Source organism: Echinicola sediminis (assembly GCF_054777495.1).
The window spans coordinates 1-18833 of the sequence record NZ_BAAHAP010000097.1 but is presented as its reverse complement, the minus strand read 5'-3'; the positions used below and the strand labels follow the sequence as shown (position 1 = coordinate 18833).

General features: G+C 46.0%; 10 protein-coding genes. 4 read left to right on the top strand and 6 right to left on the bottom strand.

The window, feature by feature from the left end; translation table 11 throughout:
* Window positions 1-386: 386 nt before the first annotated feature.
* Window positions 387-1427 carry a GntR family transcriptional regulator gene (locus ACYVAA_RS18855; RefSeq protein WP_460544729.1) on the bottom strand — a complete coding sequence of 347 codons (1041 nt, stop codon included), beginning with the start codon at window positions 1425-1427 and terminating at the stop codon, window positions 387-389.
* 135 nt (window positions 1428-1562) lie between these two features.
* On the opposite strand from ACYVAA_RS18855, the gene ACYVAA_RS18850 reads away from it, so the two are divergent.
* The 3 genes from ACYVAA_RS18850 to ACYVAA_RS18840 all read left to right on the top strand — a co-directional run bounded on the left by ACYVAA_RS18850 (window position 1563) and on the right by ACYVAA_RS18840 (window position 5601).
* The gene (locus tag ACYVAA_RS18850) at window positions 1563-3527 is read left to right on the top strand and encodes a right-handed parallel beta-helix repeat-containing protein (protein WP_460544727.1); all 1965 of its coding nucleotides are present in this window, start codon (window positions 1563-1565) and stop codon (window positions 3525-3527) included.
* Window positions 3528-3546: 19 nt separating this feature from the next.
* Window positions 3547-4260 (top strand): L-rhamnose mutarotase, encoded by a 714-nt coding sequence (locus tag ACYVAA_RS18845; RefSeq protein WP_460544725.1) that lies wholly within the window; start codon window positions 3547-3549, stop codon window positions 4258-4260.
* 99 nt (window positions 4261-4359) lie between these two features.
* Window positions 4360-5601 (top strand): DUF4861 domain-containing protein, encoded by a 1242-nt coding sequence (locus ACYVAA_RS18840; RefSeq protein WP_460544723.1) that lies wholly within the window; start codon window positions 4360-4362, stop codon window positions 5599-5601.
* Window positions 5602-5680: 79 nt separating this feature from the next.
* Here the strand turns inward: ACYVAA_RS18840 and ACYVAA_RS18835 are convergent, their stop codons facing one another.
* The 4 genes from ACYVAA_RS18835 to ACYVAA_RS18820 all read right to left on the bottom strand — a co-directional run bounded on the left by ACYVAA_RS18835 (window position 5681) and on the right by ACYVAA_RS18820 (window position 12679).
* Complete coding sequence (locus ACYVAA_RS18835) at window positions 5681-6019, bottom strand: hypothetical protein (RefSeq protein WP_460544721.1); 339 nt, start codon at window positions 6017-6019, stop codon at window positions 5681-5683.
* Window positions 6020-6238: 219 nt separating this feature from the next.
* A complete protein-coding gene (locus ACYVAA_RS18830; protein ID WP_460544718.1) occupies window positions 6239-7807 on the bottom strand; it encodes a glycoside hydrolase family 30 protein in 1569 nt (522 codons plus the stop codon).
* A 67-nt stretch (window positions 7808-7874) separates the two neighbouring features.
* Window positions 7875-9575, bottom strand: coding sequence for a RagB/SusD family nutrient uptake outer membrane protein (locus tag ACYVAA_RS18825; RefSeq protein WP_460544716.1), 1701 nt, complete (start codon window positions 9573-9575; stop codon window positions 7875-7877).
* Window positions 9576-9586: 11 nt separating this feature from the next.
* Window positions 9587-12679: a SusC/RagA family TonB-linked outer membrane protein gene (locus ACYVAA_RS18820; RefSeq protein WP_460544714.1), complete on the bottom strand. Its 3093-nt coding sequence runs from the start codon at window positions 12677-12679 to the stop codon at window positions 9587-9589.
* A 209-nt stretch (window positions 12680-12888) separates the two neighbouring features.
* Between ACYVAA_RS18820 and ACYVAA_RS18815 the strand changes: the two genes are divergently transcribed.
* The gene (locus ACYVAA_RS18815) at window positions 12889-16986 is read left to right on the top strand and encodes a two-component regulator propeller domain-containing protein (protein WP_460544712.1); all 4098 of its coding nucleotides are present in this window, start codon (window positions 12889-12891) and stop codon (window positions 16984-16986) included.
* 11 nt (window positions 16987-16997) lie between these two features.
* On the opposite strand, the gene ACYVAA_RS18810 is transcribed toward ACYVAA_RS18815, so the two are convergent.
* The gene (locus ACYVAA_RS18810) at window positions 16998-18188 is read right to left on the bottom strand and encodes a polysaccharide pyruvyl transferase family protein (RefSeq protein WP_460544710.1); all 1191 of its coding nucleotides are present in this window, start codon (window positions 18186-18188) and stop codon (window positions 16998-17000) included.
* Window positions 18189-18833: the final 645 nt, after the last annotated feature.

Sequence of the window (18833 nt, the reverse complement as noted above, 5' to 3'; positions counted from 1 at the left end):
TTATGCAATTCCAAACTGGTTCAATTAAAGGAAAATTAGTGCCAATTCGTGTAATTCGTGGACTTTAATTTCAATTCCAAATTGGTGCGATCTATTAAGAGACAATAGACAAAGGACATCAGACGCTAGACTCGTTTGCAGCTCCGGCCCGAGGCGATTAAAGCTACGAAGTCGGAGGCTGAGCCCGTCGAAGCCTATCTGATTCAATTCCAAACTGGTTCAATTAAAGGAAAATTAGTGCCAATTCGTGTAATTCGTGGACTTTAATTTCAATTCCAAATTGGTGCGATCTATTAAGAGACAATAGACACAAGACATCAGACGCTAGACTCATTTGCGACTCCCGGCAGAGGCGATTAAATCTACGAAGCCGGAGGCTGAGCCTCTTACAAAGATCCCCTTCTGATAAACTTAAATTCGTTTTTAATCTTCACCGGCTCCTTTTCCAGGATACTTTCTGCGGCGGTCTTGCCCATAGCCGAAAAATTCGTACTCATGACCGATACATCAAACAAGGACTTTAGGCTGGTGTCATTATAACTCAGCACCCCGACATCCTTCCCTATCCTGTAATCGCTGTCCTTGATTTTTTTCATCACCTTTACCATGTCCTCCTCGCTGATCACGATATAGGCCTGCCCTTTTTTGAGGGTCACGGGCACATCATTAAGGTCCTCCACGCTGAAGTCTACGTCGTGCTCATTACAGAATTTCATAAATCCCTGCTGGATTTCCCGAGGATAAAAATACATTTTGGACTGCGGAAAGAACAGGTTCAGCTTGGTATACTTGGAGAGAAGGAACCGTGCTTTACCTAAAGCCTCATAAATGTCCTCCTTGAAGTCCTGGTACACGCAGGTATAATTTCCCTTGACCTCGGGCAAGAGCTTTTCCAGGATCACCAGTTTTTCCTTTGGAATCGCCTCAATGGTTTCCAACAGTTCGCCGGAAAGGTTTCTTTGATTGACCTCCCTATTAAACAGCGGGATCATCACCACATAATCGTACTTATTGATATCCCGGTTGAGCTTTTCACGAAACAATTTGGGATCGTAAAAAAATACTTCCAGGTCTATTTGATAGGCTCCTTGGAGCTTCTTTTCAAAAGCCTGAAATACTTCCAGCTTGTAGGCACTCAGCTTGTTCACCAAATAAAGTATCCTCTTTTTACTGCCCAGTGGGGCTTGATGGACAAAATACCCCTGTCCGGGAACGGACTTGATCACCCCGCTCTCCTTCAATACTTTATAAGCTTTCTCCACAGTATCCCTCGAAAGGTAATATTGCTCACTGACCGCATTGATGGAGGGAATTCTATCCCCTACAGCCAGTTGGCCCTGATGGATGCATTTCACCATTTCATTGGCCAGCTGCTGGTATTTGGGGACCCTTGAATCCTCCCTGATTTCCAAAGAAAGCTTATCCATGTTTTGCTATTTTCCTGTTCCAACCATAAACTTACTATCATTTACAAAAATGAACGCTGCTTGATTATATACAAAAGTTATTTTGAAAATTTGTACTTTTTGTGCCGATTACCAATTTTACCCAAAATCCAGATCATGAAATTTGCACAGGCACTAGCGCTACTCTTTTTTTCCACCCTTTTTTCAGCCTTTTCCCAACAGGAAATCCACGTGAGCCCCTCAGGACAAACTAAGGCAAAAGGCAACCTCAAAAATCCTACTACCCTTCAGCAGGCCATCAAAACCCTGGAGAGGAAAAGCTCATCCATGAAATCGGATATCATCGTTTACCTGCATGATGGCCGCTACCAGCTTGACGCACCGCTTTTGCTCAGTGAAAAACACTCGGGCAACAACGGGTTCAATGTGATTTTCAAGGCATACGAAAATGAGCAGCCTGTTATCAGCGGCGGGGTGAAGATAAGCAATTGGGAAAATGCTGGGGGAAACATCTACAAGGCCAAACTGCATCGGCAAACCAAACTGCGGTCGCTTTTTGTCAACGGCAAGCGCATGAGGATGGCAGGTACCGAAGTCCCTGTGGCAGGTTTGGGTGATTGGGGAACATTCGAGATAAAAGGAGATGAAGATTGGGCTTTTGGGGCCGGATCGGGCATTGAGGGGATTAAATTTTCCTCCTCGGATATCGCACAGTACAGCCATCCAGAGGACATTGAACTCGTGCAGTTTAATATCTGGACGGAAAAAATTCTTTGTGCAAGGGAAGTGGAGCGCTTTGGCGACACCACGGTCATCAAGTTCCAACAGCCCTACGGGGCCATTGCCACCTCCATGGCCTGGGCAGGAAAGATCAACTATAATAAGAATTTTGTCATCAGAAACGCCAAAGAACTGTTGGATACTCCAGGCGAGTTTTACTTTGACAAAAGTGAACAGACCCTGTATTACTACAGTAGTGGGGAAGACATGGCCAAAGCCGAAGTCATTGCCCCTAGCTCCCAGGGCCTGATCCGCATCAAGGGAAGCTCCACCGCTTCAAAGGCAGGAAACATCAAATTTGAGGGCATCACTTTCTCCCACGATGACTGGCAGCTAATGGAAGTGGCCGATTCCCATGGTTTTGCGGGCATCCAGAGCCTTGGCCTGGCTGTAAAATACATTCCCGGAGGCAACTGGCATCCCAGCCAATATAACAGCACGGATGTTCCCCGCGGGGCCATCGACGTTCAGAATGTGGCCAATGTGGTTTTTGATAGAAACCGGTTTGAAAAGATCGGATCGGCCATCGCCATCAATATGGTCAACGATGTCAAAAATGCTGAGGTGACCGGAAATACCTTCCACGACCTTTTGGGAAATGCGGTGAATATAGGCCATCCACAACATTATCAAATTGGGGATGGGTCTCTTTTTGGACCAGAGGAGGAAGGACTTTGTGAGGATATTCTTGTCTCCAACAATTACCTGAGGAACATTTGCCTGGACTTCCGCCAGGTGGAAGGGATCACTGCCTTTTTTGTTGCCAATACCCGTATCGAACATAACGACATTGCCTGGACACCTTATGGGGCCATTACCTGCGGATGGTGGTGGGGCAATGCAGAAATCCCCCCCTCAACGGTAGCAAAAAACAACCATATACGGTTCAACAAAGCCGGAAATTCCCACCAGGTATTGGATGACGGAGGGATTATCTATGTCCTGGGCGAGCAGCCCAACTCGACCATCAAAGGCAACTATGTCTTCAATGGCCCGAGATGCATCTATCCCGATGATGGATCCGCTTACTGGACCATTTCAGAAAATGTCGTAGGCAACCCCAGCTATAAATGGATGTGGCTTCACTTATGGACCAAAAGATGTCATGATATCACCGCGCAGGACAATTATGTAAAAAACAACCTGCTCATGGACAATGGGACCAATAATACCATCACAAACACCTATTCCTTCAGGGAAGATGAATTCTCCGGAAAAGCACTTGAAATCATGGAAAATGCGGGAATTCAAAAAGCATACAAGGACATCATCCCTGCGCAAAAGCCTGAAAAAATCAATATTTTCCCAAAGGACTTCAAGGAATCCGACCGCTTTCATTAATGATTAAACCTAGCCTTTTTTGGACACTGACCACCTTTTGAATTTTAAAAATACCTGCCTACTGGCCCTCTGTTTCCTGCTGTTGTCCTGTCAAAAAAACAGGTCCCAAGAGGAAGAGGCTAGCGGCTCAGCACCGCCCAAGCAGAGGGCGGCATTAGAACTGATCCTTGAAAATCCGGAAGATAAGGAGACCATAAAAAGCTACTTGGGTCAGTCAGAGGAATGGGAAGCCTATCACTGGAAAAACCACCTGGTTTTATTGGGACGTCCCGATATCATTAAAGAACTATCCTTCTCCATCAAAAAGGCTCCGGTAAAGGTAAAAGTCAACACCTATAATGTGCCTTTTTATGTATTTGACAAGGGGCTCCACTGTGATGATGGGGCTACAACCGAGCAGTGGAACAATTATCTGCTTACCGCCAACCTGGTAGCGGACACCTCCCTGCAGCAAGAGTATATGGACTACCATGCCCGTCAGTTCCAGGACTGGCCGGAAGTATCCCAAGGCTTTTGCCATGCAGACTTCCAGCAGCTCCTGCTGTTCAGAAATGAGCGCCAACTCTTACTCGTCATTTCTGTTCCTGCAGACAAAACATTGGATGAACTCAATCCCAAAACCACTGAAAACAATCCGCGAGTAGACGACTGGAATGCCCTCATGTCCCAATATCAGGAAGGAATCGAGGGTAAGGCCGAAGACGAAGTCTGGGTATTTTTGCAGGCCTTTTAATTCCCGGTGCATCTCCTTTATTGCTTCACAAACAAATGTCAACTATCTTTATCACGTTGTGCAATCGATTGCTCAGAACTTAATCCTTATTCCAACAATATGAAAAAAGCCCTTTCCACCTGTTTCAGCAGCTCCGCATTATTAGCTGTGTTTTTACTGGCTTCCTGTAACACCAAGCCCGCCTCCACAGAAGAAATTGTATTTTCGGTAATCAGTCCAACCGAGCGACAAGCAACCGTACTGGAAATACCCCTGGAAAAAATTAAAGCAGTCCTACCGGAATTTGAGGAAGAAAACTTTTCCGTTTTGGTCGATGGGAAAGCTGTTCCTTCGGAATTCAGTACCAGAGGAAATGAGCAGGAGGTTTTAGTCTTGCTCCAAAATCTCTCGGCCAATCCCCATGAACTTAAAATAGTCCCCAACGCTGACGGAACCTATCCTACTGACTTCCCTAAACTTACCCAGGCAGAAATATCCCATAAAACCGGTGGTGAATTTAAAGACAGAAAATACATCGGCGGTGCCTTTCAAAACGTCAACCAGTTGCGAGTACCGGAAGAGCACACCGACCATTCTTACTTTATCAGGTATGAAGGACCTGGCTGGGAATCCGACAAGGTAGCCTACCGCTTTTACCTGGATTGGAGAAACGGCATCGATGTATTTGGAAAAAAGACCCAAGACATGGTCCTGCAAGAGGTGGGGCAGGACGGCTTTGACAGCTATCACGAACCTGCCGATTGGGGCATGGATATTCTTAAGGTAGGCCCCTCACTGGGCCTGGGATCCATTGCTACCTGGGAAGAAGGCAAAGCCAGAAGAATCGATCAAACCGACAGCCTGGCTGTTATCATTGCCGAAAACGGTTCGCTGAGATCCACTATCGAGACAAACTATTATGGTTGGGATATCGCCAATGGCAAAACAGATATCCATTCTATCCTTTCGATAAAAGCCGGCTCAAGAATGAGCAAGCACGAGGTGCTGGCCAAAAGCGGAATTGACAATTTCTGTACAGGCCTGATCAAAAGTGAAGCTGCGCCGCTTAAGGTTTCGGGGCAACAGAAAGCTTATAGCTATTTGGCCAGCTATGGCCCACAAAGTTTGGCAGGAGACAACTTGGGCATTGCCGTAATTTTCCCGACCGATCAACTTATGGACCTCAAGGAGGACGAACACAGCCATGTGGTAGTCCTAAAACCAAAAAACGGTAAAGAGCTCACTTATTATTTTCTGGCTGCCTGGGAACAGGAAACTGAAGGGATCAAATCCGAAGATGAATTTTATGGATACCTGGAGCAAAAGATAGAGGAACTCTCCAACCCGGTTGTATTAAAATAATTACCTCAGCGCAATCAGATAAACACTACAGGCGGGAAAACTAAATTTTCCGGCCTTGCTTTTTTTCAGCCTCATGGTATCAGTTAAGTTTGAGCCATCGGCTATACAGTTTCTCCACATCGGTGATAATGGAGTAATAGAGCACCTCAAGAGAAACGGGTTCTACTTTTTCTCCTAAGGACAAAGCCTCTTTGACCGAGGCCCCGTTTTTATACTCTCCCTTACACTTCCATTTTTTCACCAGATTGGTGGACATATCAAACTCAAAAACCAGTTTAAATACATTTCCAGATGTTTCATTCTGATCGGTAAGGATCATCGTCACCAGGTTTTGATGCAGGTTATTGATCTCCGCTTTGAGGGCCAATCGTAAATCCTTGGTCCCTGAAAATGAAATGGATTTTTTAATAGGTACCATACTTTTGGGTTTATATTATCGTCATTAATAAGTTACAAATTTTGCTGTTTTTTCTAAACCCAAATGGAAGTAGATCGGCATTTTCTGCTCTAAAAATTGAAATAAAAAAAGCTATCCGCCACAGCAGATAGCTTTTCGTAAAATAAACCCATTCTATCTATAATATCCACTCATGGTCAGTCCGTTTTTCTAAACGGATTGGCCTGGATCATCCTGCATTCATTGATTGCTCAAAACGGTGGTAATCGATCTGGCAGGCAATGTCAATAGTTGCTCCTCTTGGGCTATGGCTACAGGGGAAAGGTCCTTATCCTTTGAGGTAAGGTAAACTTCTCCCAAGCCCACTGTCTTTCCATCAGCACTCAACTGAATTTGAGCAGGTTTTATACCGGAATTAATCAATACAACCACCATTTGTCCATCTTCCGGATTGCGATAAGCAGAAACCAGCAGTTCTGGGGACTGCCCAGCTCCCCCATCTATGGTAAGTCCAATCCTCTGGTAACCTGGACGGACAAAACGGCTATAATTCCCCAAAGCCCACAACATTTTGCTTTCATAGTAATTGCCATCTTCTTTTTGGTAATCGATGTAAACCAATCCATCTTTATAGTCATAAGGGGAAACTCCCAGCCACCAGTGCCATGCAGTGGCCTCAGCCACGGTAAGATCGTTATGGATTACCCTGGCCATATATAGCGCGGGATCAATTCCCAAATCTCTTCCACTTCCATTGATCTCACCTCCATTGTCCCCTAATATGCAATATTCGCTCATCCAATAGTTAAGGCCTTCAATCTCCTCCACTGCATTGTTCACATTTTCCCGCTGCTGTATGGCCGCAGTATAGGGTGAAGTGGTAAAATAGCTGTGACCGGAAATGGCCCCTCCCACATGGGATAGATCGCCGATATAATTCTCCGAATCCACCTGAAAGAAGTCTTTCACCTGTTCTCCCCTACCGCGCTTATCCGCATCCTCGTACAGGTAATTGATCTTCCCGGCTTCCGCAATGTCAATTTTGGTATCAAGTCCCCTTTCCTCCAAGGCATGGTTCAGGGCTCTTGCAATCCCGGCGATTTCATTGTTCCAAAAGGGGGTTCCTTCCTGACCGCCATCCGACCAGTCCCATTGGGGCTCGTTTACAGGACTTATATAATCTACCTTCAAACCTTTCTGGTTCAAACCTCCAATAACCTCGGCCAGGTATGACCCGAATTCATCGTATTTTTCAGCAGCTAAATTGGACAGCCCATCTTTTGCAAATGCTTTCCCGGTAGTGGTCATGTGGACCGGCGGGCTGTTGGGGAAAACCAGTAAATGCTCCACCCCAAATTCCTGGGCAGCCTGGGCAAACCAAACCTGACCTGCTTGCTTGCTCCAATCATAGGTTCCGTCCTCCTTCAAAAAGGATTCGGCCCTCCTCCACTCATCGCCAATACCACTTTGAGCACCTTGTTCGGCACTGCCCGCTCCTATATTAAAACGCCAAAGGGACAAACCAATCCCCTTGGGATTTCCCGTGGCATCGGCTTCCTGACTAAAAAGCAGTTCGGCAATCGCCCGCTTTTTCTCATCTGGCCAAAGCCCTACAAACTGGCAGGACCACGCATCGGAAGCGCCAAAATGCTCTATCGTCTGATACGTTTCATCCTGAAGTACATTGATATGGATTACTTCCGCTTTCTCATCAGCTGGCTTTTTCTCTCCTCCTTCAGACTGGCAGGAAATAAAAACACTGCAAGCCAGCCATAACCATACATATACACCACTTCTACTCTTTCCCATGTTGCTTTGCTTTAAAAATCAAAAATGGTAAAAAGGGAACCTTTGCCCGGTTCCCTTTTTCAATTTATCAATTATATCCAGGGTTTTGTTCTAATTGATTGTCAGAAGCTAAAATCTCTGCTCTTGGAATTGGCAACCAATAGTGCCGCGGTGCAAAGCTTCTTCCTCCCAAAGCCACTTTCCGCTCGTAAGTCAAACTTCCGTCATTCGCTTTGGTGATCTCAATTCCATATGCCGGAACGTTTTCTGTTTGCTCGGCGATCATCCAACGCCGCACATCGTAAAAACGGTGTTCTTCAAAGGCCAGTTCAATCCGACGCTCGTGCTGAATCCTTTCGCGCATTTCGTCTTGGCTCAATCCAGCCGGCAGATTTGGCATCTCCACCCCAGGACGGTTTCTGATTTCATTGATCGCCTCATAAACACTTGCGTCAGGTCCTGCAGCCTCATTTTGCGCTTCAGCATAATTCAACAGGATCTCTGCATAGCGGAAATAGATCCAGTTCTGGGTTCCGGCTACCTCCCAAGGGTTTCTGATCGGCAGTTCTTCATTGATAAACTTCCTTAGGTAATATCCACTTTTACTGGTATTCCAATTGGAAGGGCCATCTTGGCTGTCCCTACCGCCAGGAAGAAATGTTTCCACCTCCCGGTCTCTGTAAGCCGCTCCGTTATAAAGGATGGTTTCATAAAACCTAGGGTCCCTGTTTTCATAAGGGGCACTTGCCTGTTCCGCATTGTCCCAGCTAAATGAAGTTCCGTCCATCATCTCATAATCGTCCACCAGGTTTTGCAAGGGCACATTGCCGCCCCATCCATCATATCCGTTGGGACCGTTGGCAATTTCCAGTGCGGTATGCCTGGCATTGATATTATAGTACCGCGCAAAGATGATCTCCACATTGCTTCCTGAGGTCAGGAACAGTTCAGAGTATCCGCCTTGATAGAGGCTGTATTGGCCCAAGTCCATCACTGCCTTTGCTGCATCTGCCGCCGCTTGCCATTTTTGAAGATTGTTCTCCCCATCAGTATACAAAGGACTGGCCGCATAAAGCAGCAATCTAGCCTTAAGGGCCAATGCAGCCCCTCTGGTAGCTCTACCCTCTTTCCAGTTGCCATTGTTCACCAATGGAAGTCCCTCAGCAGCTTGGTCCAACTCGCTGATCACATAGTCAAGGGCTGCCTGCTTATCCACCTTTTCGTAAAAGGACATATCGGTAAAATCTTCCCCCAATTCAGGAACACGATCTCCCATAAGGACAATGTCCCCATAATTTCTGATCAGGTCATGATAACGGAAAGCCCGAATAAATTTCAACTCCGCTATCAAACGGTCCTTGCCGGTTTGGCTCATTTCCAAGGCGCCAATATTGCCCAGGGCATAGTTACATTCACGGATGCTTCGGTAAGAACGGCCCCAAAATGTCCCTGCTATTCCCGTATTTTCAGGAGAAAGCTGCCCTTGTTGGATAAACCAGGTATTGTCGTCATTATTATAGATGGACTCATCGGTCAAAGAGCTCCAAAAAGCATACTCAAAACCTCTCCCAAATCCAGGCTGGTACGCATCCCCTTCCTTATTGGTCAGCTTGACACCAAGGTAACGGTTGATTACGTAAGCTTCAAATAAAGTGGAATCTGAAAGTATCGACGCATCGGACACCCTGTCCGTAGGCACGATATCCAAAAAGTCTTCCTTACAGCCGACCAGCAACGAACAGATCAGCGCAATTCCCATAAATGGTTTGATGATATTTTTACTTTTCATGTCTGTCGGATTTAAAATTGAATGTTAAGTCCCAAATTGATGATCTTCTGTTGCGGATAGAATTGCCCGCTTTCACTGGAACCTTCCGGATCATAATCTTTCACCCCAGTGATGGTCAACAGGTTAAAGGCATTGGCATAAACCCGCAGACTGCCAATAGAAAACCTGTCCAAAAAGCTTTGTGGAAGGTTATAGCCTATTTGGATGTTCTTGAGACGGGCAAACGTAGCATCATTCAACCAGAAATTGTTCCGATAAAGTCCGCCACTGACAGCTGAAGATGATCTCTCGCTTACCCTTGGAAAGCTTCCGCCGGTATTTTCTGGACTCCATCTATTGTCTGCCCAACTGCTGTAAAAATTACCCACGGTACCAGACTCAGGCAGCACGTACTGATTCACCTGGCTTTGACCGGAAACAACCGCAGAGAAATCCCAGTTTTTATAGGCAGCATGCATGGTCAAACCAAAAGTGACCTGAGGGATGTTGCCGTATTGGGAGCGGACCATATCATCGGCAGTAATTTCGCCGTCATTATTATAGTCCTCGTAGATCAGGTCTCCCAATTGTGCCCCAGGGACATGTGGATAATTGTCCAAATCTTCCTGCGTCCTAAAAATACCGATGGCATTGTACAATAGGTAAGTGTTCAAAGGGCGTCCGGTCTGGCGTTGGTAATCCAATACTCCAGGAGCCTCGTCTATAAATACCAGCTCATTTTTTGCGTAAGTAAAGTTTCCTGAGACCCCATAACTGAATTCTCCTGAATGCTCATATCCGAGAGTGGCTTCCACACCATGGCTTTTTACCTCGCCAATATTTTCTGCAGGCACCAATGTCTCCCCTCCGTAGGGATTAACGATACCGGATGTACCGGGAATGGAAGCATTTCTGGTTGTCAGAATTTTGCTTCTGTCCTGCTGGAAGTAAATGAATTCTGTGGTGAAATGCTGCAACCATACGGCATTGAATCCGATATCCGTTTTGGTGGCCACCTCCCAGGTAATATTCGGATTCCCCAAGCGGGTAAGGTCAATACCGGTCACCACTTCATTCCCAATCACATAGCGGTTATTGAAAGAATAGTTATCGTAATATTGGAACTGTCCCACGTTATCGTTCCCTAACTTACCGTAGGAAGCCCTCAATTTAAGGTCATCAAAGAAGCCTACATTGTCTCTAAACCACCCTTCTTCTGATACTCGATAACCCGCAGAGATGGAAGGGAAGAAACCGTAACGCTCGCCAGAAGGGAAGTTGGAGGAACCATCCACTCGCATCTGTACTTCTGCCAGGTACTTCTCTTGGAAGTTATAGGCCACACGGCTGATGTAACTTTTCCGGGTGTAATTATAGCTGCTGCCCCAGTTGTCATAATCCGACGCGGCCGCTCCTCCTTGGGACAATTCCGGCGTTTCCGTAGTAGGGAAATGAAGTCTGGAAGCTCCCATGGTATGCGTCCTGTTTTCACTCTGTTCGTAGCCGATAAAAGCGTCCACAAAATGATCCCCAAAATACTGTTTGAAATTCAGTTTGATATTGGATACCGTCATGGACTGGCTGTAATGCTCTTCGGACAAGGTCGCCTGCTGATCAGGTCCTCCCCCTACTACTACCGGAGAATAGGCCTCTGATCCGGCATTGTAATTATACAATGTATAGGGTGTGCTGAACGTCCTGTTTCTATTGCTGCTTTCATCGATCGAAAAGAAACCATCTACGGACAATCCTTCCAAAAAGGGCAATTCATAGCTTCCTTTCAGGATTCCGTTGAAAACATACTTAGGATTCTGGGTTAGGCCTCCCTGATCGGTAGCCATCATCACAGGGTTGCTGTTTTCAATTCCTGAAGAAGGCAAGCCATTCGGATAAACTGCTGCTACCGTAGGGTAAGCCCTGTAAATGGAGCGGAAAATTGATCCCGCACTGGAAGTCGGAAACTGGCGGTCTTCTTTTCTTCCCGACAATGAAAGTCCCACGGTCAGGCGATCATTGATATCTGCGTCAATATTGGTACGGAAGCTGTACTGATCGTAGCGGGTAGCGCCGTTTTTGTAAAGGCCGTCTTGGCCTGTTTTCCCCAAGGAAACAAAATAATTTACGGCTTCTGAACCGCCCCTGACACTCAAGTTGTGCTGGTTTTGCAGGGCCACTTTATTCAGCGCCGCCGCCGCCCAATCCGTATTGGGATAATTCAAAGGGTCTGAACCGTTGGCAAACATGGACAGCTCATCTTCTGAATACACCTGGTTCAGTCCCCCTCCAGGGTTATTATAATAGGCAATTTCATTTCTTATCTGACCGTAGGTCTCGGCATCCGCCATTTCCGGAAGTCTGGTAGGCGAAGAGAAGCCCTGGTTGAAACTGTAGGAGATGGTCGGCTTTCCTTCTTTTCCCCGCTTGGTGGTCACCAAAATGACCCCGTTTGCGGCTCTGGAACCGTAAATGGCAGCAGAAGCATCTTTCAATACCGATACGCTTTCAATGTCATTGGGATTCAAACGCTCCAAGCCACCGATCTGTCCCGGCACTCCATCGATAACGACCAAGACGTCGTTGTTTCCCGTGGTCGCAAGGCCACGGATGCTGAAACTGGAACCATCGTATCCCGGCTCACCGCCGCGGTTATTGGCAATGATACCGGAAAATCTTCCCGCCAAGGAGTTGGATACGTTTGGCTGGGGACTGTTCTGCAACTCCCTGCCCTCTACTTGGGATACCGATCCGGTGAGTGTTGCTTTCTTTTGCTCCCCGTAACCTACGACGACCACCTCTCCAAGGGACTGCATATCTTGAAAAAGCTTCACTTCAATCGTGCTTCTTCCATCCAGGGCGATCTCCTGCGATTCATAACCTATAAAGGATACTTTCAATACAGGGTTTTCTGAAGTGATGGTGAGTTTAAAATTACCGTCGAGGTCAGTAACGGTTCCGTTGGAAGTTCCTATGACGAGCACCGAAGCTCCAGGAAGTCCCAAACCACTTTCATCTAGGACTCGGCCATTGATTTGTTGTTGGCCAAAAACATCGGGTACTGTACATATCATCAGCATCACCAATGACATGCAAAAAAGCCATACCCTGGCTTGTAATTGTGTTAGCATGTTCTTTTAGGTTAATTGTTATTTAAACTATTAAAACCGGGAATTGAACAAACGGGGTGTTCTGTGAAAATTCCCAATAACAATATTCGGGAGATCCCTCCTGAACATGGGGGCACAAATCAGTATTATCAAGGGCACAAAATGGCCAATATTGGTTTATTTGGGATTTTATTGGGATTTTTAGGATCTATTATCGTGATTGCGACCACATGAAATTACCCCTAATAGCCCTACTGCTTTACCTTACCCTATCCCCTTGTCTTGCCCAAAAAGACAGTATCCAATCGGTGTTTTCAGATCAGGACCAACTCACCTTTTATCTCCTGGATGTGGAATCAGGGCTCTCCCACAACTATGTCAACAGTATAGAACAGGATTCGCTGGGTTTCATCTGGGTGGCCACCTTGGAAGGGCTGAACCGATATGATGGCCAGCATTTCACTGTTTACCGAAAAAACAACCGACAGCCTGAACTCGGCCCGGCAGATAATTACGTCCAACATGTCCGGCTTGACCATTCCAAGCAACTCCTGCTTTCTACCAGTCGCGGACTCAGTATTTATGATCCTAAGAAGGATATGTTTCGGCACATCGACCAACGCTTCGGATTGACCCAGGACAATATCAACCAAACCACCCTTGGCCCAAATGGACTTGCTGTGCTCGGGATTTATGATGGTGGAGTACAGACCATCAGTGCCCAGCAGGTGGTCGATACCTTTGGCCACCATCCCGACAAACCCAATTCCCTTTCCTCCGCTAAAATTTCTTCTGTGGCATTCCAAGGGGATTCTATCCTTTGGGTGGGGTCTTTTGACAAGGGGCTAAACAAAATCAACTATCAGGATAAAACGGTCCAACGTCTTTCAGAAAAAAAATCTTTATCTCAAAATATCAACTGCCTTTACACGGATGAAAAAGGCAACCTTTGGATCGGCTCCAACGAAGGCGTGCAGATCATTACGACAAAAGCGGATACCCTTAGGATCAGGGGAGCGAGCCATCCACGGGCAGGACTGAGTGATGAAAATGTCCTTTGCTTTGAAAAGGATCCCATGGGAAATATATGGATAGGCACCAGAAACGGGGGACTGAACATCGTGGATCCAAAAAGCATTTTTTCGAAAAGCACCTTAAAAATCAAATGGTTTTTACCTAAAAATGATGGTTCAAGTGTATTTAACCGAACCGTCTCCTCCCTAAAGCTTTCCGAAGACGGCAACATGTGGATAGGCACCAGCACGGGCATCAACTTCGTCAATCCGAAAGGAGATCCCATCAAACTGATAAAGCGAAACCTATCCTATCGCCATACCATCAGCCATGACCGGATAGGTTCATTGGCCGAAGGTAAAAACGGCCATATCTGGATCGGCACTGATGGCGGCGGACTGGATCTTTATCATCCCTCTACAGGAATGATTCAGCATTTTGTCCATGATATCAAGGATCCTGCAAGCCTGTCCAACAACTACATTATTTCCCTGCTTCAGGATAGTCAGGACAGGGTTTGGGCCGGCACTTACCAAGGGGGGCTCAACCGCCTTGACCCTTCCACAGGAAAATGCAGGCATTATCTACAAAGCAGCCAGGAAGGCGGCAATGATGTCCGGGTAATCTTCGAAGACCAAAAAGGGCAGATTTGGGTAGGCACCAACCGGGGAGGCTTGTACCGCTACCACCCTCCCATTGACAACTTTGATTATGTCAGGCAATTGGGAAAGATCGATATCCGCGACATCGCAGAAGATGAGCTCGGCAATCTTTGGTTGGCCACTTATGGCTCCGGTATCATCCGCTACAATTACCTCACAGGAGAGCAGGAAGTCTTTGATGAATCCACCGTCTTTGGTTTTCCGACAGGAATAATTTTCAGTCTTTGCCTCTTGGACAATGGGGATATCCTGGCAGGAAGTCGTTATGAAGGGCTTTTCCGTTTGGATCCTGTCCATAAAACCATCGCCATTTTCAGCCCTGAAAATGGTTTGAGCAATTCTACCATCAACAGCATTGCAAAAGATCATAATGGTAAAATTTGGTTGGGTACTTTTAATGGCATCAGTTTTTTCGATCCTGAAACCAACCAGGTGGGCAATTTAAATGCCTATTCCAATATCCAACAGAGTGAATTCAATATCGGCGCTGCGCTGGCGACTCGTTCTGGGGAAATCTACTTTGGAGGCAATAAAGGCATCAACGTATTCCGGCCGGATGACCTCAAGCAGAAAAGAAAAAATTACCCCTTAATATTCAGCGACTTGAGATTAATGAACCAAAAAGTTTTGGTAAACAGTCCTGACCAGGGATGGACATTGAAAGCCAACCTCCCCTACCTTCGCCAGCTGAATTTAAGCTACGATCAGAGTTTGATTTCGCTTGATTATGTGGCACTAAAATACCCAAGGGCGAATGATGTCACCTATGCTTATAAACTTGAGCCCTATCATGATCAATGGATAGAAACCCTTCATACCGGCACTGCCAATTTGAGCAATATCCCTCCCGGGGACTATACCCTCAAAATCAGGGCACAAAGCAGCACCAGTGACATTGCCGAAAACCAAATGGCTATTTTCATTGCCCCTCCATTTTGGCAAACCTGGCCTGCCTATGTCTTATATCTGCTCATTATTGTTGGATTGGTCTATGCCGGGCTTAAATACTACAGCGATAGGCTGAAATTAAAAAGCTCCCTGCTTATTGAGAAAAAACAGCGGCAACTGGAGCATGAACTGAACGAAGAGAGAGCCCGCTTCTTTACCGGATTTTCCCATGAACTGAAAACCCCGCTGACGCTTATCATGGCGCCTATAGAGGACCTCCTTCTTGAAGTCAAAAGCACCAAACACCTAAAAGGGCTCCAGCTGGTACAAAAAAATGCCAAGTACCTTCTTGAGATGATCAACAAGCTCCTGGAATTCAGAAAAACAGAGCTGGATATCAACCGCCTACAGTTGAAAAACCATTACATCGTAAAGCCTATCCAGCAGTGGATGGCCCAATATCAACCCTTGGCGGAGCAACGAAAGATCAAATTAAAGGGAAGTTTTCCTCAGGTGGATTTTGTTGCAGCTGTAGATCTGGAAAAATTACACATCATTATCAACAACCTGCTTTCCAATGCCCTAAAATATTGTAATCCCAACGACCAGGTGACCATTACCGTAACTCCCCATATCGACCAATTTGAGATCAACATCGGGGACAATGGGCCCGGCATTGCGATAGAAGACCAAGAGCATATCTTTAACTGGTATTACCAAAGTGGGGCCAATACCCGTCAAAAAGGAACAGGTATTGGCCTTGCCCTCACCAAACGGCTGGTGGAAGATCACCAAGGAAACATTAAGCTGATCAGCCAACCTGGAAGTGGCTGTATTTTTTCCATCACGTTTCCCTTTCAGAAAATTGAGGATGACGAAGTGGCCGATACAGCACTGCAGGAAGACCAAAGCATGTGGTCACCCGAGCTGGAGACGCAGGATCAGAGGTCGGTTAAGTCCAATCTCGATTTAAGCGAAGACAAGGAAGTGGTTCTGCTGATAGATGACAACCCACAAATCCTTGCCTACCTTGACAATTTACTGAGCGACACCTATGACCTTATCCATGCCCAAAATGGTCAAGAAGGATTGGAAAAAGCCATCCAGTTTGTGCCAGACCTGATTATCTCCGATGTCATGATGCCCGAAAAAAACGGTATCGACCTCTGTGGGATACTTAAAACCCGGCAGGCAACCACCCATATTCCGGTGATCCTGCTTTCTGCCAAAGACAGTGTGGAAAGCATTACCAGTGGCTTTGGCCAGGGAGCAGATGAATACATCACCAAGCCCTTTAATGGTCGAATTTTACTATCCAGAATCAGCAACCTTTTGCAGGCAAAAGTTAGACTGAGGGAATACTATCTGGGAAATAATTCCAGCAACGAAAGCCTAACAGAAGGACAAAAATCTGCGGTATTAAAAGAAAAGGATTTCTTAAAGCAATTGGAAAAACACATTTTGGATCAAATTACCGAACAAAACACCGATGTGGATACCATTTCCCAGCTGATGGGAATGAGCAGGACCTCGCTTTTCCGGAAACTCAAAGCCCTTACCGGACAGAACATCAATCAACATATCCGAACCGTCAGGATCAATAGGGCAGCCTATTTGATCAAAGAAGAAAATTTAGGTGTAGCCCAAGCGGCCTATGAAGTAGGGTTTAGCAGCACCAAATACTTCCGGAAAATTTTTAAGGACCAATTTGGCTATTTGCCTTCGGAAATGGGAAAGGGATCCGACACTGAAACTCAACATTAATTTCTCTAAAGCTATCTGCTTATCACCTCAACCATTTGATCAAAGGCCCGCTTAATTTGGTCGATCTGGATTTTTCTTGTCTCCTCGTATTTTTCCGATGCAATACCCGTAGCTTGTTGAAACTGATCATAGATCCGATCGAAATCTACCGCAAAGGTATTTCCCTCCACACCCCAAGTGGCCAGATAGGCATCCAGTTTTTCCACCTTTAGACCCACATGCGGCACTGCATAGCTCAGTGCAGTAATCGCACCATGTAAACTGGTGCCGGCGTAGGCCTTCGCATTAGCGATAAGGTACATGATGTCCCAAATATTATCCGCATCAAAATAAGTGCTGGGGCTTTTAAGCAGGGTTTTGACCTGGCCCAGGGCAAGGTGGTCATCATGGTCCAGTGCCTTTCCGATCGGGCAAAGGCAAAGCTTGGTTCCTGACTGCTCGTAAACCTCATCCAATTGACGGGCAATCAAACTTTCCTTTCCTGTCGTATTTTTCCTGTTGATTTGGAAATACAGGTACTGTCCTTTGTTCTCTTGCACATAGGAAAGAACTTCAGAGGTTACCCTGGACTCCAAATAGCTGTTGGGATAAAATTCGGACATTAGAATGGCACAGTCCGGAAACAGCTGTGCTTCCACACCATTGTCCCGCATATTCGCCACGGTCAGCTTATCCCTTACCGCCAGATAATCCACTTGGGAAAGTTTTTCCTGCATAAAGCTGTATTGCTGGAAAAACTCCCCTTTTATCCCAGAACCGCCCAAGGAATTCAAAATAACAGAGCGGACATTTTTAAAATCCTGTTTTGTAAATAAAAATGGCAAGGTAGTTTTCCCCTTTAAAAACCGCTTGGCCATCTTATTCAGATCCATAAACCTGGAAAGGCCGTACCGATAGCGGTGAACTTTCTGATAGGTTTTATTCAATGCCGCAAATAGCGAGTGCCAGGTCACGCCGAGCGCCTCTCCTCCTGCCACAATGATATGGTTCCTACCAAATGGAGCATTACAGGCATTATAAAAAGCGGCCAAATCCTCTGTCGGCTTCCCCCCCTCCTTGGAAAGGTCACTTTCCACCAAACCAAAAAAACGGCAGTTCACCGCCAAGGGGTACCTTTCCAACTGTTTCTCAATGATCAAAGGGAAAAGCAGATCCCCATAATTGTACCTATCAAAAGCTCCAATGATTAAGATATTTTCCATATTAATGCCCTTCTGCAAAAAACCTACCTGTTTTGTTTTATTTCCAATTTCTTCCATCAATTCTCTCCTAAAGATAAGGGCATCAAGTGGAAACATTTATGGAAAGATACCTTGATTCCTTCCGATTCTGTAGACAGCGCTAAAAAGGTTTCCCGCAGATCTCGCAGATAACCGTTGATTTGATGGTCTGTTGATTCTGGTATTTTTTATCCGTGTTCATCTCTGTCCATCTGAGGACCTAAATTTACCTGCAGTCTTAAAAAATAGTCTCCCGCGGATTGCGCGGATAAGCGCTGATTAATGGTCTGTTGTTTCCGATATTTATTTTATCCGTGTTCATCCCTGTCCATCTGTGGACCCTATTTTATCCTCGACTATTAAAAAATCTCCCGCGGATTGCGCCGATTAGCGCTGATTTGTTGGTCTGTTGATTCTGGTATTTTTTATCCGTGTTCATCCCTGTCCATCTGTGGACCTAAATTTACCTGCAGTCTTAAAAAATAGTCTCCCGCGGATTTCGCGGATAAGCGCTGATTAATGGTCTGTTGTTTCCGATATTTATTTTATCCGTGTTCATCCCTGTCCATCTGTGGACCCTATTTTATCCTCGACTATTAAAAAATCTCCCGCGGATTGCGCCGATTA

What these genes read in the sequence shown, in the direction of transcription:
- ACYVAA_RS18815 (WP_460544712.1), top strand. Translation starts at nt 12,889, where the DNA reads ATGAAATTACCCCTAATAGCCCTACTGCTTTACCTTACCCTATCCCCT.
- ACYVAA_RS18810 (WP_460544710.1), bottom strand. Translation starts at nt 18,188, where the DNA reads ATGGAAAATATCTTAATCATTGGAGCTTTTGATAGGTACAATTATGGG.
- ACYVAA_RS18855 (WP_460544729.1), bottom strand. Translation starts at nt 1,427, where the DNA reads ATGGATAAGCTTTCTTTGGAAATCAGGGAGGATTCAAGGGTCCCCAAA.
- ACYVAA_RS18830 (WP_460544718.1), bottom strand. Translation starts at nt 7,807, where the DNA reads ATGGGAAAGAGTAGAAGTGGTGTATATGTATGGTTATGGCTGGCTTGC.
- ACYVAA_RS18825 (WP_460544716.1), bottom strand. Translation starts at nt 9,575, where the DNA reads ATGAAAAGTAAAAATATCATCAAACCATTTATGGGAATTGCGCTGATC.
- ACYVAA_RS18840 (WP_460544723.1), top strand. Translation starts at nt 4,360, where the DNA reads ATGAAAAAAGCCCTTTCCACCTGTTTCAGCAGCTCCGCATTATTAGCT.
- ACYVAA_RS18835 (WP_460544721.1), bottom strand. Translation starts at nt 6,019, where the DNA reads ATGGTACCTATTAAAAAATCCATTTCATTTTCAGGGACCAAGGATTTA.
- ACYVAA_RS18820 (WP_460544714.1), bottom strand. Translation starts at nt 12,679, where the DNA reads ATGCTAACACAATTACAAGCCAGGGTATGGCTTTTTTGCATGTCATTG.
- ACYVAA_RS18850 (WP_460544727.1), top strand. Translation starts at nt 1,563, where the DNA reads ATGAAATTTGCACAGGCACTAGCGCTACTCTTTTTTTCCACCCTTTTT.